23 protein-coding genes are annotated in these 24291 nt (G+C 74.9%); 6 read left to right on the top strand and 17 right to left on the bottom strand.

Features of this window, described 5'->3' with window-relative positions; translation table 11 throughout:
- Positions 1–118 precede the first annotated feature (118 nt).
- Positions 119–682: an O-acetyl-ADP-ribose deacetylase gene (locus tag ACZ6Y7_RS03155; RefSeq protein WP_465756462.1), complete on the bottom strand. Its 564-nt coding sequence runs from the start codon at positions 680–682 to the stop codon at positions 119–121.
- A gap of 236 nt (positions 683–918) precedes the next feature.
- Here ACZ6Y7_RS03155 and ACZ6Y7_RS03150 point away from each other — a divergent pair, with 236 nt between their 5' ends.
- Positions 919–2424, top strand: a complete 1506-nt coding sequence (locus tag ACZ6Y7_RS03150) for a PP2C family protein-serine/threonine phosphatase (protein ID WP_465756123.1) — start codon at positions 919–921, stop codon at positions 2422–2424.
- Positions 2425–2606: 182 nt separating this feature from the next.
- Here ACZ6Y7_RS03150 and ACZ6Y7_RS03145 read toward each other — a convergent pair whose 3' ends face one another.
- From ACZ6Y7_RS03145 to ACZ6Y7_RS03110, 8 genes are all read right to left on the bottom strand, one after another.
- Positions 2607–2948 carry a DUF2516 family protein gene (locus ACZ6Y7_RS03145; RefSeq protein ID WP_402221792.1) on the bottom strand — a complete coding sequence of 114 codons (342 nt, stop codon included), beginning with the start codon at positions 2946–2948 and terminating at the stop codon, positions 2607–2609.
- Between the two features lie 122 nt (positions 2949–3070).
- Positions 3071–3622 (bottom strand): hypothetical protein, encoded by a 552-nt coding sequence (locus ACZ6Y7_RS03140; RefSeq protein WP_465756122.1) that lies wholly within the window; start codon positions 3620–3622, stop codon positions 3071–3073.
- A 2-nt stretch (positions 3623–3624) separates the two neighbouring features.
- The gene (locus ACZ6Y7_RS03135; RefSeq protein WP_465756121.1) at positions 3625–4032 is read right to left on the bottom strand and encodes a helix-turn-helix domain-containing protein; all 408 of its coding nucleotides are present in this window, start codon (positions 4030–4032) and stop codon (positions 3625–3627) included.
- A 92-nt stretch (positions 4033–4124) separates the two neighbouring features.
- A complete protein-coding gene (locus tag ACZ6Y7_RS03130) occupies positions 4125–4970 on the bottom strand; it encodes an alpha/beta fold hydrolase (protein WP_465756120.1) in 846 nt (281 codons plus the stop codon).
- 122 nt (positions 4971–5092) lie between these two features.
- Entirely contained in the window at positions 5093–6229 is a 1137-nt protein-coding gene (locus ACZ6Y7_RS03125) for a DNA polymerase III subunit beta family protein (RefSeq protein ID WP_465756119.1), read from the bottom strand.
- A 34-nt stretch (positions 6230–6263) separates the two neighbouring features.
- Complete coding sequence (sigJ, locus tag ACZ6Y7_RS03120) at positions 6264–7223, bottom strand: RNA polymerase sigma factor SigJ (RefSeq protein ID WP_465756118.1); 960 nt, start codon at positions 7221–7223, stop codon at positions 6264–6266.
- A gap of 34 nt (positions 7224–7257) precedes the next feature.
- The gene (locus tag ACZ6Y7_RS03115) at positions 7258–7458 is read right to left on the bottom strand and encodes a hypothetical protein (RefSeq protein ID WP_465756117.1); all 201 of its coding nucleotides are present in this window, start codon (positions 7456–7458) and stop codon (positions 7258–7260) included.
- A complete protein-coding gene (locus ACZ6Y7_RS03110; protein ID WP_465756116.1) occupies positions 7455–10781 on the bottom strand; it encodes a DEAD/DEAH box helicase in 3327 nt (1108 codons plus the stop codon). The genes ACZ6Y7_RS03115 and ACZ6Y7_RS03110 overlap by 4 nt, the downstream gene beginning before the upstream one ends.
- A gap of 182 nt (positions 10782–10963) precedes the next feature.
- Between ACZ6Y7_RS03110 and ACZ6Y7_RS03105 the strand changes: the two genes are divergently transcribed.
- Complete coding sequence (locus ACZ6Y7_RS03105; protein WP_465756115.1) at positions 10964–11593, top strand: YceI family protein; 630 nt, start codon at positions 10964–10966, stop codon at positions 11591–11593.
- A 130-nt stretch (positions 11594–11723) separates the two neighbouring features.
- On the opposite strand, the gene ACZ6Y7_RS03100 is transcribed toward ACZ6Y7_RS03105, so the two are convergent.
- On the bottom strand, positions 11724–12728 hold the full coding sequence (locus ACZ6Y7_RS03100) for a LysR family transcriptional regulator (RefSeq protein ID WP_465756114.1): 1005 nt from the start codon (positions 12726–12728) through the stop codon (positions 11724–11726).
- A gap of 203 nt (positions 12729–12931) precedes the next feature.
- Between ACZ6Y7_RS03100 and ACZ6Y7_RS03095 the strand changes: the two genes are divergently transcribed.
- Positions 12932–14218 (top strand): MFS transporter, encoded by a 1287-nt coding sequence (locus ACZ6Y7_RS03095; RefSeq protein ID WP_465756113.1) that lies wholly within the window; start codon positions 12932–12934, stop codon positions 14216–14218.
- Positions 14219–14227: 9 nt separating this feature from the next.
- Entirely contained in the window at positions 14228–14707 is a 480-nt protein-coding gene (locus tag ACZ6Y7_RS03090) for a macro domain-containing protein (protein ID WP_465756112.1), read from the top strand.
- A 79-nt stretch (positions 14708–14786) separates the two neighbouring features.
- Here ACZ6Y7_RS03090 and ACZ6Y7_RS03085 read toward each other — a convergent pair whose 3' ends face one another.
- Positions 14787–15326 carry a GNAT family N-acetyltransferase gene (locus ACZ6Y7_RS03085; protein WP_465756111.1) on the bottom strand — a complete coding sequence of 180 codons (540 nt, stop codon included), beginning with the start codon at positions 15324–15326 and terminating at the stop codon, positions 14787–14789.
- Positions 15327–15508: 182 nt separating this feature from the next.
- Here ACZ6Y7_RS03085 and ACZ6Y7_RS03080 point away from each other — a divergent pair, with 182 nt between their 5' ends.
- The gene (locus ACZ6Y7_RS03080) at positions 15509–16309 is read left to right on the top strand and encodes a TetR/AcrR family transcriptional regulator (RefSeq protein ID WP_465756110.1); all 801 of its coding nucleotides are present in this window, start codon (positions 15509–15511) and stop codon (positions 16307–16309) included.
- 42 nt (positions 16310–16351) lie between these two features.
- Here ACZ6Y7_RS03080 and ACZ6Y7_RS03075 read toward each other — a convergent pair whose 3' ends face one another.
- Positions 16352–17632: a GNAT family N-acetyltransferase gene (locus ACZ6Y7_RS03075; protein WP_465756109.1), complete on the bottom strand. Its 1281-nt coding sequence runs from the start codon at positions 17630–17632 to the stop codon at positions 16352–16354.
- A 56-nt stretch (positions 17633–17688) separates the two neighbouring features.
- Positions 17689–18210 carry a GNAT family N-acetyltransferase gene (locus ACZ6Y7_RS03070; protein WP_465756108.1) on the bottom strand — a complete coding sequence of 174 codons (522 nt, stop codon included), beginning with the start codon at positions 18208–18210 and terminating at the stop codon, positions 17689–17691.
- 121 nt (positions 18211–18331) lie between these two features.
- Here ACZ6Y7_RS03070 and ACZ6Y7_RS03065 point away from each other — a divergent pair, with 121 nt between their 5' ends.
- Positions 18332–18655: a hypothetical protein gene (locus ACZ6Y7_RS03065; protein WP_465756107.1), complete on the top strand. Its 324-nt coding sequence runs from the start codon at positions 18332–18334 to the stop codon at positions 18653–18655.
- A gap of 86 nt (positions 18656–18741) precedes the next feature.
- On the opposite strand, the gene ACZ6Y7_RS03060 is transcribed toward ACZ6Y7_RS03065, so the two are convergent.
- From ACZ6Y7_RS03060 to ACZ6Y7_RS03045, 4 genes are all read right to left on the bottom strand, one after another.
- Positions 18742–20058, bottom strand: a complete 1317-nt coding sequence (locus ACZ6Y7_RS03060; RefSeq protein WP_465756106.1) for a C40 family peptidase — start codon at positions 20056–20058, stop codon at positions 18742–18744.
- A gap of 288 nt (positions 20059–20346) precedes the next feature.
- Positions 20347–21420: a hypothetical protein gene (locus ACZ6Y7_RS03055; RefSeq protein WP_465756105.1), complete on the bottom strand. Its 1074-nt coding sequence runs from the start codon at positions 21418–21420 to the stop codon at positions 20347–20349.
- A gap of 88 nt (positions 21421–21508) precedes the next feature.
- Positions 21509–23401 carry a threonine/serine exporter family protein gene (locus ACZ6Y7_RS03050; RefSeq protein WP_465756104.1) on the bottom strand — a complete coding sequence of 631 codons (1893 nt, stop codon included), beginning with the start codon at positions 23399–23401 and terminating at the stop codon, positions 21509–21511.
- Between the two features lie 206 nt (positions 23402–23607).
- Positions 23608–24261 (bottom strand): DedA family protein, encoded by a 654-nt coding sequence (locus ACZ6Y7_RS03045; RefSeq protein WP_465756103.1) that lies wholly within the window; start codon positions 24259–24261, stop codon positions 23608–23610.
- Positions 24262–24291: the final 30 nt, after the last annotated feature.

The following is a 24291-nucleotide window of genomic DNA, read 5'->3' as shown; positions in this document are numbered from 1 at the left end:
CACTCGAACGAGTTATCGAATATCTCTGGCGTGTTGACGCCTCGTCACGCCACGATGGAGGCGACCGAGCGGCGACACCACACGCCGCTCGGTCCGCACCACGCCCAACCGTCGGCCGTCAGCCCTCCTGCCCGAGCAGCTCCCGTCGGGCCGCCTCGAACACCCCGTACACCTCCGACCCGAACAGCACGAACCGCACCTCCGTCAGCGCCGCGCCCGCCGCCGCGTCACCGCCGTTCAGCACCTCGGCGACGGTGCCCAGCGCGATCCGGGCCGCGTCCGCCGGCGGCCAGCCGTAGATCCCGGCCGACACGGCCGGGAAGGCCACCGTGCGCGCGCCCAGCCCGGCCGCGACGCGCAGCGACTCGCGATAGCAGGAGGCCAGCAGCTCCGCCCGCTCCCCGTACTCCTCCGACCGGTAGACCGGCCCGACGGTGTGCACCACCCACCGGGCCGGCAGCCGTCCGGCCGTCGTCGCCACCGCGCGCCCGGTGGGCAGTCCCTTGCCCCAGTGCGAGGCGCGCAGCCGACGGCACTCCTCCAGGATCTGCGGCCCGCCCTTGCGGTGGACCGCGCCGTCCACCCCGCCGCCGCCCAGCAGGGAGGAGTTGGCGGCGTTCACCACCACGTCCACCTGCTGTTCCGTGATGTCACCCTCGACCAGGGTGATCCGCGTCACCATCATCTGCCCCCGTTTCCGCCCCTCCCGGCAGCTGCCGGGCCGGGTATCCGAGCCGTCGTCCGAGTCCGATCACCACACCGCCACCGGCGTGGCAATAACCACAACGGCGCCGGTCGGCCAGAGAAATCCCCGGAGATCACGTTATGGTCGCGAGAAGTTCCCCGACGCACGGTGCCAGGCGGGCACTGCGGACGGACGTCGACCGTTACGCAGTCGGGGAAAGGGAGGAACCACCGATGCCCGCAACGGGAGACGGGCGGGCACCTGGTGCCGCGAACCTGTCGGGCGCCCACGACGGCGCCCCGGTCGGCCGTGCCCGCAGCCGCCCGGTCACGACCGGCCCGGCGACGGCGGCTCCCCCGATACCCCACCCCCGCTCGCAGGCCGCGCGGGCGGCGCACGCGGCCCACCCCTCGCACATCTCCGCGGTCCCGTCCGCACCCGGCCCGGACGCCCCCGCCGACGGCGACGCACCGCTGCGGCTGCTGGTCATCGAGGACGACCTCTCGGACGCCCAGTTGATCAAGGCCGCGGTGGCCGACAGCGGCACCTCGATCGAGATCCACTGGGCCCGCGGCCTCGACCAGGCCACCGCGCTGCTGGCCCCTCCCCCGGCCCGGCGCGGACGCTCCCGCGGCACCGAGTTCGGCTGCGTGCTGCTCGACCTCGCCGCGCCCGCCGACCTGCCGCACCCCTCCGACTCCTCCGACGGCCTGGAGGGCCTGCACGAACTGCTCCGCCGGGCTCCGCACATCCCCGTCGTGGTGCTCACCGACGCCGCCGGAGCCGAACTCGGCGCGGCCGCCGTCGCCGCCGGCGCCCAGGACTTCCTGATCAAGCACGAGACGGACGGCCCGCTGCTGGCCCGCGCCCTGCGCTACGCCGTCGAGCGCAAGCGGGCCGACGAGTCCCAGCGCCGCCTCGTCGAGGCCGAGTTGCGCGGCCAGGAGAACGCCCGCCTCCAGCGCCACCTGCTGCCCACCCCGCTGCTGGACGGCGCCGGCCTCTCCTTCACCCGGCGCTACCGCCCCGGCCGCCGCCGCGCCCTGCTCGGCGGCGACTTCTACGACGCCGTGCGCACCGACGACGGCACCGTCCACGTCGTGATCGGCGACGTCTGCGGCCACGGCCCGGACGAGGCCGCGCTCGGCGTCGCGCTCCGCATAGCGTGGCGCACCCTGGTCTTCGCGGGCCTCACCGGCGAGGCCCTGCTGACCACCCTCCAGCACGTGCTGGAGCACGAGCGGCGCAGCGACGAGATCTTCGCGACGCTCTGCATGGTCGTCATCCGGCCCGGCGGCGCCGACAGCGACCTCGACTCGCTCGGCAGGAGTGAGCAGGCCGAGCTCTACCTCGCCGGGCACCCCGCCCCGATGCTGCTCGGCCGCGACCACGCGCCGGTCACCCTGCCCTCCGACCTCGCCGGGCCCGCGCTCGGCCTGCTGCCCTGCCACGACGGGCAGGCCGCCTGGCCCGCGCACCGGATCGAACTCCCGCCCGGCTGGCGGCTGTTGCTGTACACGGACGGGCTGATCGAGGGGCGGGTCGGGGCCGGTTCCCGCCGTCTGGGCCAGGACGGGCTCGCCGACCTGATCGGCGACCACCAGGCCGCCGGGCTGACCCGGGGGCGGCTGGTCGACAGCGCCATCGCCGAGGTCGAGGAGCTGAACGGCGGGGCGCTGACCGACGACGTCGCGGTACTGCTGCTGGAGCGCAACCCGGTGCAGCTGATCCTCGGTTGACCCCCGGCCGACGGTCCGCGACTGACGGGCCGGGGCTGACGGGCTGTGACTGGCGGGCTGTGACTGGCGGTTCGGGGCTGAGGGGCTGTGCCTGACGGTTCGCGGCTGACGCGGTGCGGACAGCGCGACGGCCCGGGCGGGTGAACTCCCCGTCCGGGCCGTCGCGCTGTCCGCTGTCGGGCCTACCAGGGCCCGTACGGGCCGGTGTTGCTCCGGCCGCCGCCACCGGTCAGCGCCCGGATCGCCGGGCGGACGTCCACGACGTAGACGATCGAGGCGACCAGACCGGCCAGGGTGCCGATGCCGGTGAAGAAGTTCACCCCGAACAGGAAGTCCCAACCGAAGGAGATCGCGAGGATCGCGACCCAGAACCCCTTGGTCTTCTTGTCCGCCGCCCGGTACGCGTCCTCCCGGCGGGTGGCCGCGTCGACCAGGGCGAACAGCTTGTAGGCCAGGATGGCGATCGTCGCCCACCAGATCGGATTCAGGTAGGAAAAGGCCAGAATCTGGAGCACTCCGACCATCACGATCTCCTCTGTCTCTCGCGTGCGGCGCTTCGATCGCCGCCCATCCTGGCACGACGGCCGTCGGCACCGGTGTCAACGTCCCGTGGTCCTGGGTCGTGCCCCCGTCGGGGGGACGACATTCACTCCGTGCCGGCGGAGCCGTCCTTCCGGGTCCGGGCGGACTTCTTCGGCGCGGGTGCGGGGGCGACTCCGGTGTCGGCGTCCCGCACCAGCTCGGCCTCGACCGGCTCGGACTCGGCGGGCACGGACCCGACCCGCTCGACCCGGACCGGCTCGGTCCCGGCGGCAGTGCCCGGGCGGGCCTTCTCCACCACGACCTTGCCGCGCTCGGCCAGCTCGTCGTACGCCTCCTTGGCCTTCACCGCCAGCTCGACCGCGCGGCCGACCTGCTGCAGCGCGAAGCCCTGGGCCCGCTCCTGCAGCGCCTTGAGGTCGGTGGGCAGCGCCGTGACGGCCTCGCCGACCTTGGCCGGGGCGGCGACCAGCAGCGACTGCGCCTCCTGCAGCCGGGCGGTGGCCTTCTCCTGCGCGCCCTTGCGGTCCGCCGTCAGCGCCTCGACCTTGCCCGGCACCTCGCGCAGCTTCTCGTACGCGAGGTCCCCGGCGCCGGCCAGGGCGTACAGCGGGGTCGGGTCGCTGAGGGTCTTCTTGATCTCGTCGGTGATGGGCATGGTTACCGGTCCTCCCGGTGGGTGTTCTGGATGGCTGAGGCGTCGGTCGTCGCACCCGGGGCCGGGGCGGCGTTCTCCTTGAGGAAGGCGTCGTAGACCGCGAGCAGCGCCTGCTTCTGCTGCTCGTTGATCAGCGGATCGGCCAGGATCGAGGCCCGCAGCTCCAGGCCATCGCCCCGCCGCTCCTCCAGGATCCCGGCCTGGACGTACAGCGTCTCCGCCGAGATCCGCAGCGCCTTGGCGATCTGCTGGAGGATCTCGGCACTCGGCTTGCGCAACCCGCGCTCGATCTGGCTGAGGTACGGGTTGGACACGCCGGCGGCCTCCGCCAGCTGCCGCAACGAGTACTGCGCGTTGCGCCGCTGCTCCCGGATGTACTCGCCCAGCGAGCCGACGTTGAGTGAGGCCATGCGGACAGCCTGCAGCACCCCGCTTGCAAATGCAAGCAGGGTGCTAGCGGCAGCAAACGTGGCGCGGGCGGCGGGCGCGGCGGCGGGCGCGCTCAGGCCGCCAGGTGGGCGAGCAGCAGGGCGGTGAACCGTTCGGGGGTGCGCAGCGGGAGGTAGTGGTCGGCGGCCGGGACGCGGTGGGCCCGGGCGGCGGGGATGTCGGCGGCGAGGCGTGCCGCGATCGCCGCGATCTCCGGGTGGTCCCGGTCGCCGTGCACGACCAGGGTGGGGACGGCGACCTCGCCGAGGCGGGGTTCGGCCGCCCGGACGGGGGCGCCGGCGAGGTGGTGCTCGCTGACGATCCGGCGCGCCGCGTTCTCCTCGACCATCGCCGCGATCAGCTCACCGCCCGGTGCCGTGCGGCCCATCGCGGCCCAGACGGACAGCTCCAGCGCGGCCAGCGCCGGGGCGTCGCCCCGGCGGCGGGCCTCGGCGTAGGCGACGGTCTCCGGCGCGGCCGGCCAGTGGTGGCCGCTGACCGAGGCGCCGACCAGGGCGAGGGCGGTGACCCGCGCGGGGTGGGCGAGCGCGAAGTCCAGCGCGGTCTCCCCGCCCATGCTGAGCCCGACCAGCGCGGCGCTCGCCAGGCCGAAGTGGTCCAGCACGGCGCGCAGGTCCTCGACGTCGTCGAACGGCCGCTGCGGCTCGGTGGACCGGCCGAGGCCCCGGGCGTCGTAGCGGACCACGTCGTGGTGGCGGGCGAGCTCCGGAAGGACGGCGTCCCACAGCCGGGAGTCCATCCCGGAGCCGTGCAGCAGCACCACCGGGCTGCCGGAGCCGCTGCGCTCCGCCCACAGCCTGCCCCCGCCGGGGGCGGGGACCAGGTGGGCCTCGGACCGGGAGCGGTCACCGCTCCCGGTCGTGTGCTCGTTCGCGTGCTCGCTCGTGCGCCGGGTCATGCCCGCGATCCTCGCAGGGACCGCGCCGGTAGGGCGGGGGCGGGGGCCTGACCGTGCCGGCGGGTCGGGCCGGCGGGTCGGGCCCGCGGGTCGGGCCGGCGGGTCGGCTCAGACGGGTCGGTTCAGACGGGTTCGGGCAGGCGGATGGGCATCAGGACCGAGAAGGTGCCCGTCCGGCCCGGGGTGCGGATGGCCAGGGGGGCGATGGGGCCGCCGAGTTCGAGGACGAGCTGTCCGGGGCGGCCGGCGTCGAGGGCGTCGAGGAGGAAGTCCCGGTTGACGGCCAGTCGGAGGTCCTCCGGGCCAGGGTCGGCGGTGACGGCCAGTCGGCCGTCCTCGGTCAGGGTGAGGACGGTGACCTCGCAGTCCGCGCCGTGCGGGCCGGAGGGCAGGGTGCGGGTGGCGCCGGACTCGACGGCGGCGCGCAGTTCGGCGGCGGGGAGGCTGATCCGGTGCTCGGGTTCGAGCCTGCTGACGGCCCGGTGGTCGGGGTAGTCGAAGTCCAGGGCGGTGCCCTCGATCCGGTGCCCGCCGGTCTCGGCGCGCACCAGACCGCCGCCGAGGGTGAGCCTGACCTCGGCGGCCCCCGGGCCGAGCAGGGCGCGCAGGGCGTCCACCAGCGGTGCCGGGACGATCGTGCCGGCCGCCGGCGATTCGGGCGCGGCAGCGGTGGAGCCGGTGGAGCCGGTGGCGGGCGCTTCGGCGAAGGCCATCCGGTAGCGGTCGGTGGCGACCAGGCGCAGCACCGGGCCGTCCGGTTCGAACAGCACCCCGGCGAGGGAGGGCAGCTCCGGGTCGCCGCTGACCGCGAAGCGGACCGCGTCCAGGGCGGCGGCCAGGTCCTCGGCCCGGACGGTGAGGTGCGAGGCGGTGCCGTGCGGGTCGGCGGGGTGCGGGCTGGTGGTCATCGGTTGCTCCCTCTGGTCGATCATCGAGCGGATCAGGGAGAGTTCGCGGCGCGCGTCCGAGAGGCCGTCCTCCAGCCTCCGCAGATGGGCGTCGAGCACCCGGCGGGCCTCGCCACTGCCGGGCGCGGCGCCGAGCACGGCGCGGATGCCGGCCAGCGGCAGGCCGACCCGGCGCAGCCGGGCCAGCAGCCGGGCGTCGGCGAGCTGGCCGGACCGGTACCAGCGGTAGCCGGTCTGCGGGTCGACCCAGGCGGGGGTGAGCACCTCGGCGCCGTCGTAGTAGCGCAGGGTGCCGACGCCCAGGCCGCTGGCGCGGGCCAGCTCGCCGATGCTGTGCAGCTCGCTCTCCATGCCGATGACTCTGCGGGCTCGACCTGGTCGAGGGTCAAGCCCGCTCGGGGGCGGCGGTGCCGGGGCCGGTGCCGCCACCGGGCAGGGCGAGGTGGTTGAGCTTGTGCGGGTTGCGGACGGCGCGGATCGCGGAGATCAGGAGCGTGCCGTCCGGCCCCGCCACGAAGTCGAGCACCGAGACCGAGTCCACCGCGCCGTCCACGGTGATCACCAGGCCGGGCTCACCGTTGACCAGGACGGGGTGGACGTCGGCGCCCTCGCCCAGCTGACGGATCACACCGAGGGTGAAGCGGGCGACGTTCTCCGCGCCGGTGACCGGGCGCAGCGCGGCGCGGATCACTCCGCCGCCGTCGCTCCAGGTGGTGACCTCGGGGGCGAGCAGTTCGAGCATCCGGTTGAGGTCGCCGCCGACGCAGGCCGCCAGGAACTCGTCGGTGGCGCGGCGGCGCAGCTCGGGCGGGGCGTCGTAGCGGGGCCGGCGGGCGCGGACGTGCGCCCGGGCCCGGCTGCCGACCTGGCGGCAGGCGGCCTCGGTGCGGTCCAGCGCCTCGCCGATCTCCTGGTAGGAGAAGCCGAAGGCCTCCTTGAGGACGAACACCGCCCGTTCCAGCGGGGACAGGCTCTCCAGCACCACCATCAGGGCGAAGGAGACGGTCTCGGCGCGCTCGACGCCGTCGGTCGCGTCCGGCTCGGTGACCAGCGGCTCGGGCAGCCACGGGCCGACGTAGGCCTCGCGGCGGACGGCGGCCGAGTCCAGCCGGTTGAGGGCGAGGTTGGTGACCGTACGGGCCAGGAAGCCGCCGGGGCTGGCGACCGGGCCGGTCACCCGGCTCCAGCGCAGCCAGGTGTCCTGGACCAGGTCCTCGGCGTCGGCGACGCTGCCGAGCATCCGGTAGGCGATGCCGAACACCATCCGGCGGTGCTGCTCGAAGTCGGCGAGGCGGGGGTCGGCCGACGACGGGTCGGCCGACCGGTGGTCGGAAGTCTCGGTCACCCCCGGGACGCTACCGCACGGTAGTGGCGGGCCGTCAGCCGCGGAAGGCCTCGTAGGCGGGGGCCAGCACGGTGGCGAGGTCGCGGCCGTACGCGGTGATGCCGGAGCGGCCGAGGCGGTGCAGCGAGGGTTCGTCCGGCTCCTCCTCCGGCGTGTCGGGGCTCAGGGTGAAGTCGCCGCGCCAGTAGGCGGCGACGGTGACCGTCTCGGGCTTCGGCTTCGGCTGGTCGGTCATGCGTCCTCCTCGGCGGTGTCCACGGCATCGTCGGCCGCGTCCACGGATGCGTGGGCGTCCCCGGCGGCGTCGGTGTCCACGGATGCGTGGGCGTCCCCGGCGGCGTCGGTGTCCACGGATGCGTGGGCGTCCCCGGCGGCGTCGGTGTCCTCGGCGACGGCGTCCTCCCGGGTGAGGGCGACCAGCTCGCGCAGGGCGTCGACCGGCAGCTCGGTGAGCCAGTGCTCGCCCTCCCCCACCACCGCGTCGGCCAACGAGCGCTTGGTGGCGAGGATCTCGTCGATCCGCTCCTCGACCGTCCCGACGCAGACCAGGCGGCGGACCTGGACGTCCCGGCGCTGGCCGATCCGGAAGGCGCGGTCGGTGGCCTGCTCCTCGACCGCCGGGTTCCACCAACGGTCCAGGTGGATCACCTGGTTGGCGGCGGTCAGGTTGAGGCCGGTGCCGCCGGCCCGCAGGGAGAGCAGGAACACCCGTGGGCCGTCCGGGGACTGGAAGCGCTCGACCAGCTCCTCGCGGCGCGCCCGGGGCACGCCGCCGTGCAGGTAGAGCACCTCCTCGCCGAGCCGGCGCTCCAGGTACGGACGGAGCATCGCGCCGAACTCGGCGTACTGGGTGAAGACCAGCGTCCGGTCCCCTTCGGCCAGCGCCTCCTCCAGCAACTCGGCCAGCCGGGCGACCTTGCCCGAGCGTTCGCCCAACGCCGATCCGTCGTGCAGCAGTTGGGCCGGGTGGTTGCAGACCTGCTTGAGCTTGCCGATGGCGGCCAGCACCGTGCCGCGCCGCTCGACGCCCCGGATCCCCTCGACCCGCCGCAGCAGGTCGGCGACCACGGCCTGGTAGAGGCCCGCCTGCTCGGCGGTCAGGTTGCACCAGACCGTCATCTCCTGCTTGGCGGGCAGATCGGCCGCCACCGCCGGATCGGACTTGACCCGGCGCAGCACGAACGGGGCGGTGCGGCGCCGGAGTTCGGCGGTCCGGTCGGCGCTGCGGTGCAGTTCGACCGGGATCGCGTAGCGCTCCTTGAAGCGCTCGGCGGGGCCGAGCAGGCCGGGATTGGCGAAGTCCAGGACGGCGTGCAGTTCGGAGAGCCGGTTCTCCACCGGTGTCCCGGTGAGGGCGATCCGGTGCCGGGTGACGGGCAGCGCGCGGATCGCCCGGGACTGCGCGGTGCCGGTGTTCTTGATGTGCTGGGCCTCGTCGGCGACCACCCGGCGCCAGCGGATCGCCCGCAGGGCGGCGAGGTCGCGCTGGACCAGCCCGTAGGTGGTGATGACGAGGTCGCACTCCCGTACGGCTTCGGCGAGTTGCGCCGCGCCGAGCCGGCCGGCGCCGTGGTGGACATACCGCCGCAGGGCGGGCGCGAAGCGCTCGGCCTCGCGCTGCCAGTTGCCGACCAGGGACATCGGGCAGACCAGCAGGGTCGGGCCGGGCGCTCCGGGCGCTCCGGTCGCTCCGGCTGTTCCGGGCGCTCGGGCGGCCCGTTCGGAGGCTTGGGCGGCCCGTTCGGCAGCGAGGAGGGCGAGGGTCTGGACGGTCTTTCCGAGGCCCATGTCGTCGGCCAGCACGGCCCCGAGGCCGAGCCCGGACATCATCTGCAGCCAGGCCAGTCCGCGTTCCTGGTACGGGCGCAGCACGGCCCGGAAGTCCGGCGGCAGCACCGGGGCCGGTACGGCGTCGGTGCGTCCGGCGAGGAGGTCACCGAGCGGGCCGTCCGCGTGGACGGAGGTGACGGGCAGCCCGGCGACCGAGGCCTGCGGGTCGAGGGCGAGCCGCAGCAGGTCGGCGGCGGCGAGCACGCCGTCGCGCCGGTCGGCCAGGAAGGCCAGCGCGGCGGCGATCTGTGCCGGGTCGGCCTCCAGCCAGGTGCCGCGCACCCGGACCAGCCCCTGCTTGGCGGCGGCCAGTTCGGCCAGTTCCCGCTCGGTGAGCGGGGGGCCGTCCGGGCCGAGCGCAGCCTGCCAGCGGAAGGCGACCACGGCGTCCCGGTCCACCTGGCTGGTGACCGCGAGCGAGCCGGGCGCGGGCGGGGTGGTGGCGCGCAGGGCGAGGCCGAGCCGGGGCCGCCGGCGCCACCAGGCGGGCAGCAGCACCCCGAAGCCGCCTTCGGCGAGGACGGGCGCGGCGGTGCGCAGAAAGTCCAGGGCGCCCGCCCGGTCGAGCGGCAGGACGGACGGGCGGGAGCGGTGGCGCAGCCCGTCCAGGGCCGGCCAGCGGTGGGCGGCGCGGGCGAGTTCGGCGACCAGGACGTCGGCGGGGTCGGCGGTCTTGCGGGCGAGGGCGGCGTACGCGGCGCCGCCCTCGTGCAGGTCGGCGGCGCGGACCAGCAGGGACGGCTCGTCCACGGCCTGGAGCAGGAACTCCAGCTGCCAGGCGTCGTCGGAGGGGCGGCCCTCCGGGTCCTCGGGGTCGGGGCCGAGCGGCTCGACCAGCCGGAAGCAAAGCCGCAGCGCGGGATCGGTGGGCTCGGCGGCCGCGTACCAGGCGGCGACCCGGCGGCGCAGCTCGGCGAAGTCCTCGGGCGGGACGTCGCGGACGCCGCCGTCGGGGGTGGTGAGGGCGTGCAGCCAGCGTTCGGCGGCGGCCTCCCCGGGCGGCGGGAAGGCCGTGTCGGCGAGGGCGGCCCGGGCCTCGGCATCCGTCAGCGCGCCGAGCGCGGCCTCCAGCAGCGCCTCCCCGGTACCGGCGCCGTGCGGCCACTCACCCAGCAGGACGGGCGGGCAGCCCGCCGCCAGTGCGGCGGCCTCGCGGCGCCCGGCCGCGGTGAGGTCGGGCCGCCAGCGGGCCTGCGGGCCGCCGTCGGCCGACACGGGCACGGGGAGCACCCGGCCGCGGCCGACCGTCCGCCAGGCGAGGTCGTGCACCCCGGTGAGCCAGCGCAGCGCGGGGCCGTGGACGACCTCGACGCGCCCGGTGCCCGGGAGCTCGGCGCCGGTGACGGCCCAGTGCGGATCGAAGACCTCGCCGAGCAGCTGGGCGGCGGCCGCGGCGTCGAAGAGCAGGGCCGGCACCCGCCAGGGGGTGAGCACCGCACCGCCGCGCGGAGGGGTGACCGGCAGGTCGGGCGAGGGTGCGGGGGCGGCGCCGACGGTGGGCAGCAGCAGGGTGGCCCAGCGCTCGGAGGCCTGGCCGGCGAGCCAGCCGAGGCCCGGGCCGATGCCGCCGAGCAGGGCGGCCAGCTCGGCGGCCGGGCAGGCGTGGGGATGGGCGCGCGGGGCCGGCCGGTCGGGCTGCGGTTCGGCGGCGCCGGGGTGGGCGCGGGCGTCCTCGGCCCAGAGCGCCAGCTGCCCGTCCGTCCGCCAGAGCGCGTGCAGGACGAACATCGGGGGCCTTCCGGGCGGGTGGAACCGTTCTTCGCAGCCTAGTCGGGAGGTCCGACAGGGCGGGTCCGCTGAGCCGTTCGGGGGAAGCTCGACGAAGGTGGTTGAAAGTTGAACGAAGAAGGCCTACGCTGGGACCAACAAGTTGAAGCCTAAACAAATGGCTTCGGACCCGAGGAGGAGCCATGGGCCTTTTCAACCGCACCAAGACCGCCGTCGCCGCCACCACCGCCGTCGCCGCCACCACCGCCGTCCAGACCCCGGCCGGCCCCGACCTCGCCCACCTCACCGGCGACTGGACGATCGACGCCGCGCACAGCGAGATCGGCTTCTCCGTCCGCCACGCGATGGTGACCAACGTCAAGGGCCGCTTCACCGAGTACGACGGCACACTGCACCTGGACGGAAGCGTCCCGGCCAACTCCTCGGCCGACCTGGTGATCAAGGTCGCCAGCGTCGACACCAACCAGGCCCAGCGCGACGAGCACCTGCGCACCGGCGACTTCTTCGCCGCGGAGACCCACCCGGAGATCCGCTTCCGCAGCACCTCCGCCGAGCCGCTCGGCGACCACGCGTACCGGATGACCGGCGACCTCACCATCAAGGGCACCACCCGGCCGGTCGTCCTGGACCTGGAGTACACCGGCAGCGCCACCGACGCCTACGGCGCCCAGCGGGTCGGCTTCGAGGGCAAGGCCGTCGTCGACCGCACCGAGTTCGGCCTGACCTACAACGCGGCGCTGGAGACCGGTGGCGTGCTGATCGGCGAGAAGGTCAAGCTCAGCTTCGACATCTCCGCCGTCAAGGCCGGCTGACCCGGGCCGCAACCGGGCGGGCCCGAGCCCGCCCCCCGTGAGCACCGCCCCTGCCCGTCCCCCCGGGGCAGGGGCGGTTCGGCGTGCCCCCGCGCCCGGTCGGCGCCGACGGCGCGGTCCCCGGCTCCGGTCACGGCAGCGGCGTCGCACCCGCGCCCGGGAGCAGTGCGGCGTCCGCGTCCGGCAGCCAGCTGCCCGGCGGGCGGCGCAGCCAGCCCTCGGCGGCGCCCAGCCGGGCGGCCGCGGCGGCCAGCGCGCGCAGCCCCGGATGGCGCTCGCCGGGCCGGTGCACCAGGCTGACCAGGCTCAACGGCACCGGCTCCACCAGGGGCACGTTGACTGTCCCCGGGATCCTCGGCCCGCCGACCGTGGTCAGCATCGGATCGCCGTGCCGGGCGAGGTAGCGCGCGGTCTCGTCCACGCCCACCGGCGGGACGTACGGGTCGGCCGCCGTCAGACCGTGCTCGCGCAGCAGCCGGGCGCCGAGGTCGGCCCACTCGGTGGTGGCCGGGTTCCCCGCGCAGATGTCCACCGGGTGCCCGGCGAGGTCGGCCGGGCGCAGCGCCGGGCGGCCGGCCAGCGGGTGGGTGTCCGCCATCATCACCGAGACCCGCTCCAACCGCACCGGCAGCTGCACGAGTTGGGCGCGCAGCGGAGCGGGCAGCCCGGCGAAGCGGCCGAAGGAGGCGTCCAGCCGGTGGGCCAGCAGTTCGGCGGCGGCCGCGGCGAGACCGCCGTGGAAGCGGGCCAGCAACTCGCCCTCGGGCCAGGCGGCGCGGGCCCGTTCGAGCACCCGGTCGGCGGTGAGGTCGGGGCCGGTGACGTCGCTGTTGAGGTCGAGCAGCAGCGGCCGGGCGGCGGCTCCGGCACCGGAGGCGGCCCCGGCGAGGATCTCGTCGTGCACGGCGAGCAGCCGGCGGGCCCTGGGCAGCAGCCGCCGCCCGGCCGGGGTGAGGTCGACGCTGCGGGTGGTGCGGGTGAACAGCGCCTCCCCCAGCAGTCCCTCCAGGCTCCGGACGTCCCGGCTCAGCGCCTGCTGGGCGATGTGCAACCGCTCGGCGGCCCGGCCGAAGTGCAGGGTCTCGGCGGTCGCGACGAAGCCGCGGAGCAGACGGGGGTGCAGGTCGCGGGGCATGGGCGGCAGAGTAACAACGCGGTCCGACGGCTCGGCCGGGCAGCGGCGGAGCGGCAGCGGTGGCGGCGGAGCGGCAGCGGTGGCACGGCTCGCCCACGCTCATTGACAACAAGGCGTTGTCAATGCGGCGGAACAGGTGTTGGACGGCGGTCCGCCCCCGCGACGAGGCTGGGTGCATCCCCTTCTTCCTCGCCAGGAGCCCGATGCCCTCGCCTGCCCTCCTCGCCTCCTACCGGCGACTGTTCGCGGCCCCCGGCGCCGTCGCCTTCACCCTGGCCGGGCTGCTCGGCCGGCTCGCGCTGTCGATGACCGGCGTCTCACTGGTGGTGCTGCTCTCCGAGCGGCGCGGCTCCTACGGGCTGGCCGGGACGGTGTCGGCGGCCGGGCTGGTCACCGGCGCGATCGGGATGCCGCTGATCGGCCGGCTGGTGGACCGGTACGGGCAGGCGCGGGTGACGGTGCCGGCCGCGCTGTACAACGTCGTCCCGCTCACCGGGCTGCTGCTCTGCGTCCGCTTCGACGCCCCGGACTGGACGCTGTACGCCTGTTGGGCGGCCGGCGCGGCCGCGCCCAACCTCGGCGGCATGGCCCGGTCCCGCTGGGCGCACCTGCACCGCGACGACCCGGGCGCCCGGCACCTGGCCAACTCCTTCGAGCAGGCGCTGGACGAACTCTGCTTCATGGCCGGGCCGGTGCTCGCGATGCTGCTCTGCACGAGCCTCGCCCCGGAGGCCGGGCTGGTCACGGCCGGGACGGTCGGCACCGCCGGCTCCCTGCTCTTCGCCGCCCAGCGGCGCACCGAACCGCCGCTGCCGCCCGCCCCGGCGGAGGGGGCCGCCCGGGCCGTTCGGCGGCGCGACTCCCCGCTGCGGGTGCCCGGCCTGCGGGTGCTGGTGCTGACCTTCCTCGCGACCGGCGTGGTCTTCGGCGCCACCGAGATCACCACCGTCGCGTACGCCGACGCGCTCGGCCACAAGGCGGCGGGCGGCGCGCTGCTGGGCCTGGTCGCGGGCGGGTCCTGCGCGGCGGGGCTGGTGTTCGGGCTGCTGACCCCGCGCCGGGCGGCCCGCACGCGCTTCCTGCTCGGGGCGTCGGCGATGGCCGGAGTGCTGCTGCTGCCGCTCGCTGCCGGGCTGGGCGGGGCCGGGCTCGGGGTGCTCGGCGCCGTACTGTTCGCGGCCGGCACCGCCACCGCGCCGACCATGGTGACCGGGATGACGCTGGTGCAGGAGCTGCTGCCGCAGCGGCAGTTCAACGAGGGCATGGCGCTGGCGGTGTCCGGCATCGTGGTCGGCATCTCGGCCGGGGCGGCGCTGGCCGGCACCGTCGCCGAGCGCACCGCACCCGGCACCGGCTACGCGCTGCCCGCCGCGGCCGCCGCACTCGCGCTGCTGATCGCGCTGACCGGACGGCGGCACCTGCGGGCCCGTCCGTCCTCGCCCGCCGGGGCGGCGAAAAATGCCGAGCCGATTGTCAGTGCCACCGTCTAACTTCGAGTCATGGCGGAAATCACCTACGTCCGAGGCGATGCCACCGCGCCCCTCGGGAAGGGCGTGAAGGTGATCGCGCACGTCTGCAACGACCTCGGCGGCTGGGGAAAGGGCTTCGTGCTCGCGCTCTCCAGACGCTGGCCCGAGCCCGAGGCCGCGTTCCGACGCTGGCACCGGGAGCGGGCGAAGAACGACTTCGGGCTTGGCGCCCTGCAGTTGGTGCGGGTCGGGCCGTACCTCTGGGTGGCCAACCTGGTCGGCCAGCGCGGCATCCGGACCGGGCGCTCCACCGGGGTGCCGGTGCGGTACGAGGCGATCGACGCCGGGCTCGCCGCGCTGGGCGACCGCGCGCTCGAACTCGGCGCCTCCGTCCACATGCCGCGGATCGGCTGTGGCCTGGCGGGCGGGCGCTGGCAGAAGGTCGAGCCGCTGGTCACCGCCCGACTGACGGCACGCGGGGTGCCGGTGACCGTCTACGACTTCGACTGACCCACGGCTCCCGCCGACTTCCACCGAACCTCGACCGACTCACCACGCCCCCGGCCGGAAGCACCGACCGGCAACCGACCTACGACACCGACCCAGCAGGCCAGGCGTACACGTACTCGGGCACCAGGAAGCCGCCCGGGAAGACACCCTCCTGCGCCCGGACCCGCACGGCGCCCTCGCGCTCGTAGAAGGCGATCGCACGGGTGTTGTCGCGCAGCACCTCCAGGAAGAGTTCCGCCCCGGGGTGCCGCTCGGCGACGTAAGCGCGGGCCGCGGCCACCAACGCGCGGCCGATGCCACCGCCGGTCAGGCCCGGGCGCACGTGCAGGTTGTCGATCAGCACCCGGCCGTCCGGTTGCGGGACGAGGTAGACGAACCCGGCCGTCTCCCCGTCCAGTTCGGCGATCAGCAGCTCGGGCGTGTGCTCCGGCTCGCCGTAGTCCGCGTCCAGGCGCAGGCTCCACAGCTCCCGCCGCTGGGCGACCATGCCGTCGCCGAGCGCCTCCTCCGGGACGATCCCCCGGTAGGCGGTGCGCCAGCTGTGGGCGTGCAGTCCGGCGACGGACTCGGCGTCCCGCACTCCGCCGCGCCGAATGGTGGCCTGTCCTGAACCGATCATGTGACCAGCCTCCCACGAATTGGAGTTGAACATGTTCAACCCGACCCTCTACAGTTCTGGCAAGATTTTGAACGCGTTCGAATCCCCGAGGGGGGTGTGCGTGGCACCGGATGCGGAGGGGGCATCCGGTGCCACCAACACCGACACCGGATGGAACCTCGTCTCCCGCTAGGCTCGTCCCCGTGGACGACCTGGCAGCGACGAACCGAACGGACGGCGAGAACGGTGCGGCCGAGGACTCGGCCGCACCCGGCGCGGAAGGCGGGCCCCTGCCCGGCGGCAGGGCGCAGCCGAAGACCGACAAGAGTGAGGCGACCCGGGCGCTGATCCTGGAGACGGCCATGCGGCTGTTCCAGGAGCGGGGTTACGAGAAGACCACCATGCGCGCGATCGCCACCGAGGCGGGCGTCTCGGTGGGCAACGCCTACTACTACTTCTCGGCGAAGGAATTCCTGATCCAGGGGTTCTACGACCGGATGACCTACGACCACGCGGCCGATGCCAGGCGCCGCATGGCCCACACCCGGGACTTCTCCGAGCGGCTGCAGATCGCGCTCGTCTCCTGGCTCGACACGGCCGCGCCGTACCACGAGTTCTCCGCGCAGTTCTTCCGCACCGCGGCCGACCCGACCAGCTCGCTGAGCCCGTTCTCCAACGAGTCCCACCCGGCCCGGGCGACGGCGGTCGAGCTGTTCCGCGAGGTCCTGCAGGGCTCGGACCTGGCACCCAAGCTGGACGCCGAACTGGTCGAGCTGCTGCCCGACGTGCTGTGGCTGCACCTGATGATCGTGGTCCTCTACTGGGTCTTCGACCGCACCCCGGACACCGAGCGGACCCGGGAGTTCGTCCGGCGCTCGACGCCGCTGGCGGCCCGGGTCATCAACCTGTCGCGCTACCGGGTGTTCCGCCCGATCGTCCGCGACGCCAAGGGCCTGATCCAGGACTTCATCCTGCCGACCATCGGCAAGACCGCGACCAAGTGACGCCCGGCCCCGCCGTCGTGGAACTCCATCGCGCCGGACCGCTCAGAACTCGGTCGGGGTCCACGCCCGCAGCGGCGTGCGCAGCAGCAGGTCGGCGGCGGCGACCGCGCCCGGGCGCAGTTCGGTGACCAACCCCGCGGCGGCCAGCCTCGGGGCGGTCTCCGCGCCCAGGTAGAGCGAGCCCAACTCCGAGGCGCCGAGGGCGAGGTCGGCCTCGTCCGTAGTCCGGGTGCAGCGGCCGGTACCGTCCGTGCCGGCCTCGATCGCCCAACGCCCGGACGCGTAGCCGAGCTTGTCGTCGACCTCCAGCACCACCCGGCCGGGGGCGCCGTACGCCCGGGCGTCGAACGCGGCCCCGGTGTCCAGCAGCCGCAGCCACATCTGGTCGGAGTTCAGCTCGTGCGGGGTGGCGGCACGCGGATCCTGGAGCAGCAGGGGCAGCGGGTCGTCCGGGCCGAGGTTCTCCACCACGACCTTGCGCACCCAGTCGACGGACAGCACGAAGCGCCACAGTTCGACGGAGGTCGGCAGGTCGAGGGCGATGACGTCGTCCACGGTGAGCGTGCTGTCCGGGAAGGCGCCGTCCCACCTGTCGTCGACCCGGTAGACCACCAGACCCGTGACCGCGCCGGCGGCGTCCCGGTGGACGGCGGCGAACGGCTCCTTGAACTCGTCGCCCGGGACCCGGACCTCACCGACGGTGCGCTCCCACCACAGCCCGTCGCGGACGATGGCGCCGGGCTGGGTCCGCCGCCAGCGGTCGTGCAGCGCGGCCCCGAGCTCGCGCAGCTCCGCCATGGTCACGAAGTCGATCCGGCCGCCGGGCACGCCCGGCAGCCCCTCCCGCAGGCCCCGGGTGCGGCGCAGGTCGATCCTCCAACCGGAACCCCGGGTGGCCGGGCCGAAGCCGAACCGGCCGTAGATGTTGTACTCGGCGGCCATCAGGACGGCGACGGCCGCACCGCGCTCGGCGGCGGCCGCGAGGTCCCGGCGCATCATCGTGCTGAGCAGACCGCGGCGGCGGTGGGTCGCACTCACCGTGACGTTGGTGATGGCGTCGGCCACGACCGTCGCCCCGCCCGGGACGGTCAGCTCGGTGTCGAAGCTCCGGTAGGTGGCGATCTGGCGCTCGCCGTCGAAGCCGGCCAGCATCCGCTCCGGCTCCCACATCCGGCGGCGCAGCTCCGGCGCGATGCCCGCGTGCGGGCGCAGGAACCCGAAGTTGAGCGCCCGGTTCCACTCCTCCACCTCGTCGACCGAGACCGCCCTGACCCGGAGTCCGTTCACGGTGTCGACGGCCGACTGATCCATGCTGTTGCCCATCGGCCCACCGTACGGCGGCCCTCCGGCCACGGCACCCGATTAATTCCGTACCCGATTCATGCCGCCCCCGCCCCGGTGTGCTCCCCCGGCAGCACCACCCAGTGGTTGGTGTGCAGGATCCGGCCCGCGAAGTGGACGTCGCGCTCGCCGACCAGCCGGAATCCCAGCGCCCGGCAGATCGCGTTGGACGGGCCGTTGGTCGTCCCCGGGTTGGCGTGCACCTCGCCCCAGCGGCCGTCCGCGGCGGCGGCGTCCAGCACCCGGCGGACGGCCTCCTTCGCGAGGCCCCGGCCCTGGTGCTCGGGCAGCACCATCCAGCCGATCTCGGAGACCCGCTCGCCGTCCTCCTCCTCGGCCGCCCAGAGGTTGACCGTGCCCGCGACCTCTCCGTCCTCGGTGCCGTCCGGGACGATCATCCTGATCCAGCAGCGGTCCGCCGCGGCCTCCACCACGTCCTTGCGGTGCCGCTCCTCCACCGCCTCCCGGGACAGCGGTCCGCCCAACTCGGCCATCATCACCGGGTCGCAGCGCATCCGCAGGTACGCCTCGACGTCTCCGGCACGAACATCCCGCAGCATCACGACGACTCCTCAGAACGGTCGGGAGGCCACGCTACCGCCGACCTCCGACAGTGGCGCCGGAGTGCCCGTGCTGCCATGCTCGTGCCGGTTCAGGTACGGACGATCTCCCGGGGGAGCCATGGAGGACGAATACCGCCGCAAGCTGAAGGAGTACGAGGGCCGCAGCACCACGGCGAAGGCGCTGGGCGCGCTGACGGTGCTCGGCTGGGTCCGGGCGGCCTGGCTGGTCCTCGCCCCGGCCGGCGGGGACTGCGGCTCGCCCGCGTTCTACGAACCGCTCGGCTACCACCTGCAGGAGGTGTGCGATTCCCAGGTGATCGGCCGGATCGGCGAGGCGGTCGCGGTCGTCGTCCTGACGCTCCCGCTCTGCGCCGCGTGGTTCTGGACCGGTAGCGGGCTGCGCGCCCGCCGGGAGGAGCTGGGCGCGCTGTTCGGCCGGTGACCCGCGGGGCGGGGACCGACGGAGGACGGTCCAGACTCCACCCGGATGACGGTCCCGGCCGGATGACGGTCCCGGCCCGGCCGGGCTCACGGGCGGGCGTAGAAGTCCGGGGTGCCCATGATCCAGAGGCTGGCCTGCTTGATCGGCATGCCCGCGCGCGGGGCCTCGATCATCTGGTCGTCGCCGATGTAGAGCCCGACGTGGAAGATGTCGGCGGCGCGGCCGGAGTCCGTCCAGAACACCAGGTCCCCGGGGCGCAGTTGGTGGTAGCCGATCCGGGTGCTCTGGGCGTACTGGTCGGCCGCGAAGTGGTTCAGCGGCCGACCGCCCTCGCGCCAGGCCATCATGGTCAGCCCCGAGCAGTCGTAGCCGTCCGGGCCCTCGCCGCCCCAGACGTAGGGCAGCCCGATCTTGGACTTGGCGAAGGCCACCGCGGCGGCCGCGCCCTCGGCGGACCACGGGCGCTCCGCCGGCGGCGCGCCGGGCGCCGTGGCGGCGGCCGCGGCTGCGGCGGCCTCGGCTTCCCGGGCGGCCTGCTCGGCGGCGGCCCGGGCGGCGGCCTCGGCTTCGCGGGCGGCGATCGCCTCCAGTGCCTCCTGGCGCCTGCGCTCCAGCTCGACGGTGGTGTTCCGGGCCGCGGCCAGTTCGGCGAGCAGGTGCTCGCGGCGCAGGCCGGCGGCCGTCACCTCGCCCTGCTGGGCGGCCAGCCGCTGCTCCGCCCGTGTCCGGGCCGCCCCGACCTCGGCGGCGGCCTTCTCGGCGGCCTCGGTGGCGGCACGGGCGGCGGCGGAGGCGGCCTTGGCGGCGGCGGCCGTGGAGGTGGCGGCGTCCAGGACCTGCCGGGTGCGCTCGCTGACCACCCCGACCACGGCGGCGCGGTCGCCCGCCTCGCGCGCGCCGTGGGCGCCGAGCAGCGCGTTGAGCGCGGACAGTTCGGCCCCCGCGCCCTGCCGGTAGGTCTCGGCGGCGAGCCGGGCCGCGTCCTCGGCGGCGGCCGACCGCTCGGCCTCCGCGGCGGCGGCCCGCCGCGCGGCGGCGTCCTCCTCGGCCCGGGCCCGGGCGAGGGCGAGCTGGGCGCCGTTGTAGGCCTCGACGGCCCGTTCGGCGCCGCGTCCCGCCCGGTCCAGCTCTGCCCGGGCGGCGGTGAGCGCGGCCTCCAGGGCGGCGACCGAGGAGGCCTTGCCGGCGGCCTCGGCCCGGGCGCGCTCGATCTCCTCGGTGCTCGGGTACGGGGCCCCGCCCCCGGCCGGTCCGCTCGCCGGTCCGGTCACCGGTCCGGTCACCGGTTCGCCGGCGACGGGCTCGCCCGTGGCCGGGGCGACCGGTACGGCCCGGGCGGCGGGGAGCAGGCCGAGCAGGGCGGTGAGCGACAACAGGAGGGTCGGCAGGAGCCTGCGCGCCACGGGACATCCCTTCTGACGGGTCCGGAGGGGACGGCGGCGGACGGCCTACGGCCGGCGGCGCGGCGGACGACGGACGGCGCACGACGCACGGGCGGCCGCCAAGCGGGCGGACGCCGACCGGCGGCAGGGAATCCGACGATTCGTCCCCTCATGTGACGGAACGGTCACATGACGCTCATGCTCTCAATTCCGGCGGCCCTGGTACCCGGAACGGCGCTCCGCCAGTCGAGTGACCATCGGATGATCCGACCAGGACTCAACCCCGGCGAGGCGGAACGGGCGGACGCACTACCGGTGGATCCGGGGGGTGTGCGTCCGCAGCCGGGGGTGTCGTTCCGGACGGCGCTCCAGCCCGGTCGGGCCGACCGCGTAGGTCCGGCTGCGCCCGGCCCGGACCGTACGGCGCCGCTGCTGCGCCCGGTGGGAGCGGCCGGGACCGGCCCCGTGTGCCGAGCCGTCCAGCGCCGGGGACTGCGCCGTCGCCCCGGCGGCGGCCGCCGTGCGGCGGTCGGCCAGCCGGGCCTGGCGGCGGGCCAGCGCCCGGGCGGCGTGCGCGTCGAGGTGCGCGGTGGCCCGGGCCGCCATCCGCTCGGCCACCCGGTGCGCGGCCGGGTGGTTGGCGGGCACCTTGTCGGGGGCGCCGGCGATCAGGTCGAAGAGCCAGGTGCGGGCCCGATCGGCGCGCCGGTGCAGCAGGCGCTCGCGCCGCAGCGCGCGCGCCCGGCGCCGGGGGCGCGTGGTGTACCGCCAGCGGGCCCAGGGGCTGCTCGGCCGGGCCAGCCGGATCGCCCCGATCCAGGACAGGCCGGGGACCATGATCCCGAGCAGGCCGGTCCACATCTTGCCCTTGATCAGGGTGATCACCGAGGCCAGCGCGTTCACCGAGATCACCGTGATCAGGCCCCACCTGGTCTCCTCGCCGGGCACCACGCCCAGTGGGACGTACCCGATCAGCAGCAGGGCGGTGAACAGGATCCCGAAGATCACCGCGTCCACCGACTTGCGGCCCTGCTCGCTCCAGTAGACGTCGTCCAGGTGCAGGATCAGCGCGAACTCGTCCAGCACCAGGCCGCAGCCGATGCCGAAGGCCAGCCCGAACCAGTCCATCCACGGCTGCCCCCCGTAGGTGGCGAACACCCCGATGCCGCCGAGCAGCAGGAAGCCCAGGCCGAACACCATGTGGTGGATGTGCAGGCCGCCGGGGGTCACGTTGCCGGGCCACCAGCGCACCTGGGCGCGGATCATCCGGACGCTGAACCGGATGAAGACGAAGGACGTGATGAAACCGACCAGCAGCAGGAACAGCGGTTGCTTGTGGGCGTCGACGATGTGCTCGCGGTAGCTGTCCAACAGTGTGGTCATGCGCCTTACCTTCGTTCCTGGTCCTGCGTCCTGACTGCCGTGACATGGCCGGGGGCCCAAGAAGGGTCCAACACCGGTCAACGCGCGGTCAGAACCCTCGGGTGCGCTTGGCCGCCCGGCGCGGCACCGCCGGGTAGAGCGACGGGAGCTCGGCGCCGACCGGAAGCTTCAGGAACAACCGGGCGATCTCCCCACCGAGGTTCACCCCCACGGCCAGCGCCATCGCGATCGCCGCCGCCCGGAAGACCGACACCAGGCCGGCACTGGAGTGTCCCTGGGCGAAGGCGAGCATCCCGAGGTAGAGGGCCGAACCCGGCATCAGCGGGCCGATCGCGGCGGTGACGTACGGCAGCGCCGAGCCGTTGCGGGAGCGCGCCATCAGCTGGCCGAACAGACCGACCAGGCCGGCCGCCACCCCGGTCGCCGCGATCGGGTTGACGCCCGCGTTGTAGACCAGCGCGCCGTAGCTGGACCACCCGATGGCGCTGTTGGCCGTGACCAGGGCGAGCGTGCGGCGGTCGGTCTGCAGCAGCATCGCGAACGCCAGCGTGAGCAGCATCGCGGCGGTCAGCTGGATCGGCGGGGAACTGACCCCCACCAGGCTCTCGTCCGGCCGCAGCTTCGCCTCGAAGCCGACGCCCAGGTAGAGGATCACCATGACGCCTATCACGATGCCCGCGACCAGGTAGATCACTTCCAGCAGGCGGGCCGCGGCGGTGATGTAGAAGCCGGTCAGGCCGTCCTGGACGGCGGCGACCAGGGCGCGCCCGGGCAGCAGGGCGAACAGGCCGCCGGTGATCACGACCGAACCGCGCAGGCCCCAGTCGTTGAAGGACAGGACGATCCCGGAGGCGGCGGCCGGCATCGCGGCCGCCACGAACTGGTAGAACTCCGGCAGCCGGCGCCGGGCCAGCGCCGAGGCCAGCCGGTCGCCGAGGACGGCCGCGACGAAGGCGCTGCCGAAGACCAGCCAGGCCTTGTCGTCGGCCCGGCCACCGACCAGGAAGGTCGCCGCGCCGGCCAGCAGACCGGTGGTCAGGGCGAGCAGCCAGGCCGGGTACGGGTGCCGGTTGCGGCGGATCCGGGCCAGCCGGCGGTAGGCGTCGTTGACCGTCACCTTCTCCGCGGTGATGTCCGCGACCAGCTCGTACACCGCGTTCAGCCGGGTGTAGTCGGAGGTGCGGCGGCGCACCACGCGGTCGGCGGTGACCGGCGGCTCGACCAGCGAGGGCTGGTGCGAGATGCCGATCAGGGTGAAGGTCACCTGCGGCTCGCAGCGGTCCAGCCGGTAGGCGTGCGCGATGCCGAGCATGGCCGCCTCGACGTCCTCGGCGGCCTCGCCGCTGGCCAGCAGCAGCTCGCCTATGCGCAGGGTCAGGTCGAGGATGCGGGGGACGTTGCGGGCCGTGCCGGCCGACGGGTGCATCTCCCGCGCGGTCCGCTCGAAGGCCGGGCGCTCGGACATCGGGGTGCGCAGCAGCGTGCGCATCCGGTCCGGCCACGGGGCCTCGCCGGGGGCGCCGGCGGTCAGCTCGGGGATCGGGATGCCGGTGGGCGGGGTGTAGCCGGCCGCCCGCCACTCCTCGGGGGTGAGGGTGTCCTCGGCGACCGAGCGGCGCCGGGCCGGGCGGTCGCCCGCGGCACGGGCGGGCGCGGCGTGGGCGTCCGTCGGGCCCGCGTCCCGGGCCCGCACGTCGACGGTGAGTTCGGGGTGCGGCTGGGGCTCGGCGTGCGGCTCGGGCTCGGCGTGCGGCTCGGACTCGGGGAGGAGCTCGGACTCGGGGAGGAGTTCGGACTCGGGGAGGAGTTCGGACTCGGGGAGGAGTTCGGGGGCCGGCTCGGGCTCGGGGCTCGGCTCGGGCGACAGCAGGCCCTTGGTCTCCGGGACGGGCGGCGCGAGCGGGACCACGATGGTGGGCTCGACGGCGGGGGCAGGGTGCCCGAGCAGGCCCTCGGTGGGCGGGGCGTCGGAGGGGTGCACCGGCTGCGGGGGTGTCCGCCGTGTCCGGCGGACCGCCCGGCCTCCCCTCGTCCGCTTGCCCGCACCCGGTCGGCCCCGCTTCGGCACTTCCGCTCCTCGCCGCCCCTGGTGGCCGCCGGCCACCGCTCGATCTCGGGTTACACCTTGCCTGATCGAACAGCCGGACGCACATGTACGCGACGTCCCGGGGCCGGGACGGCGGGCGCCTACCCGGCGCGGTGCCGCGTGGCGGGCGCCGCGCCGGAGCGGCGGGCACGCAGCAGTTCGATCGCCACCGGGACCACCGACAGCAGCACGATGCCCACCAGGATGGCCTCGACGTTGTCCCGGACGAACGGGACCTGCCCGAGGAAGTAGCCGAGCACGGTGACCCCGCCGCCCCAGAGCACGCCGCCGACCAGGTTGAACACCACGAAGGCGCGGTAGTTCATCCCGCTCACCCCGGCGACGATCGGCGTGAAGGTGCGCACGATCGGCACGAAGCGCGCCAGCACGATCGCCTTGGGCCCGTGCCGGTCGAAGAAGGCGGCGGCCTTCTCGACGTTCTCCTGTTTGAAGACCCGGGAGTCGGGGCGGCGGAAGAGGCTCGGCCCCACCTTGCGGCCGAAGAGGTAGCCGACCTGGTCGCCCGCCACCGCGGCGGCCACCACCAGTGCGCACACCACCCAGAGCGGCTGGTGCAGGTAGGTGCCGCCGGCCACCAGCAGGCCGGTGGTGAACAGCAGCGAGTCGCCCGGGAGGAAGAAGCCGATCAGCAGACCGGACTCGGCGAAGACGACGGCCAGGATGCCGAGCAGGCCGAAGGTGGAGATCAGGGCGGTCGGATCGAGCCAGGACGGGCCGAGGGCGAGGCTGGTCACGGTGCGGGAACTCCCGGAGGTCGAGTCTCG

It is taken from the genome of Kitasatospora sp. NPDC053308, assembly GCF_055585785.1.
The sequence above is the reverse complement of the archived record's forward strand: the minus strand, read 5'-3'. Positions and strand labels throughout refer to the sequence as shown.

Excerpts from the sequence above, each read along its gene's own strand:
- ACZ6Y7_RS03105 (WP_465756115.1), top strand. The coding sequence starts at position 10,964 with ATGGGCCTTTTCAACCGCACCAAGACCGCCGTCGCCGCCACCACCGCC.
- ACZ6Y7_RS03075 (WP_465756109.1), bottom strand. The coding sequence starts at position 17,632 with ATGGGCAACAGCATGGATCAGTCGGCCGTCGACACCGTGAACGGACTC.
- ACZ6Y7_RS03095 (WP_465756113.1), top strand. The coding sequence starts at position 12,932 with ATGCCCTCGCCTGCCCTCCTCGCCTCCTACCGGCGACTGTTCGCGGCC.
- ACZ6Y7_RS03110 (WP_465756116.1), bottom strand. The coding sequence starts at position 10,781 with ATGTTCGTCCTGCACGCGCTCTGGCGGACGGACGGGCAGCTGGCGCTC.
- ACZ6Y7_RS03090 (WP_465756112.1), top strand. The coding sequence starts at position 14,228 with ATGGCGGAAATCACCTACGTCCGAGGCGATGCCACCGCGCCCCTCGGG.
- ACZ6Y7_RS03055 (WP_465756105.1), bottom strand. The coding sequence starts at position 21,420 with ATGACCACACTGTTGGACAGCTACCGCGAGCACATCGTCGACGCCCAC.
- ACZ6Y7_RS03085 (WP_465756111.1), bottom strand. The coding sequence starts at position 15,326 with ATGATCGGTTCAGGACAGGCCACCATTCGGCGCGGCGGAGTGCGGGAC.
- ACZ6Y7_RS03155 (WP_465756462.1), bottom strand. The coding sequence starts at position 682 with ATGGTGACGCGGATCACCCTGGTCGAGGGTGACATCACGGAACAGCAG.
- ACZ6Y7_RS03135 (WP_465756121.1), bottom strand. The coding sequence starts at position 4,032 with ATGGCCTCACTCAACGTCGGCTCGCTGGGCGAGTACATCCGGGAGCAG.
- ACZ6Y7_RS03145 (WP_402221792.1), bottom strand. The coding sequence starts at position 2,948 with ATGGTCGGAGTGCTCCAGATTCTGGCCTTTTCCTACCTGAATCCGATC.
- ACZ6Y7_RS03125 (WP_465756119.1), bottom strand. The coding sequence starts at position 6,229 with ATGGAGAGCGAGCTGCACAGCATCGGCGAGCTGGCCCGCGCCAGCGGC.
- ACZ6Y7_RS03100 (WP_465756114.1), bottom strand. The coding sequence starts at position 12,728 with ATGCCCCGCGACCTGCACCCCCGTCTGCTCCGCGGCTTCGTCGCGACC.
- ACZ6Y7_RS03150 (WP_465756123.1), top strand. The coding sequence starts at position 919 with ATGCCCGCAACGGGAGACGGGCGGGCACCTGGTGCCGCGAACCTGTCG.
- ACZ6Y7_RS03140 (WP_465756122.1), bottom strand. The coding sequence starts at position 3,622 with ATGCCCATCACCGACGAGATCAAGAAGACCCTCAGCGACCCGACCCCG.
- ACZ6Y7_RS03115 (WP_465756117.1), bottom strand. The coding sequence starts at position 7,458 with ATGACCGACCAGCCGAAGCCGAAGCCCGAGACGGTCACCGTCGCCGCC.
- ACZ6Y7_RS03070 (WP_465756108.1), bottom strand. The coding sequence starts at position 18,210 with ATGCTGCGGGATGTTCGTGCCGGAGACGTCGAGGCGTACCTGCGGATG.
- ACZ6Y7_RS03065 (WP_465756107.1), top strand. The coding sequence starts at position 18,332 with ATGGAGGACGAATACCGCCGCAAGCTGAAGGAGTACGAGGGCCGCAGC.
- ACZ6Y7_RS03130 (WP_465756120.1), bottom strand. The coding sequence starts at position 4,970 with ATGACCCGGCGCACGAGCGAGCACGCGAACGAGCACACGACCGGGAGC.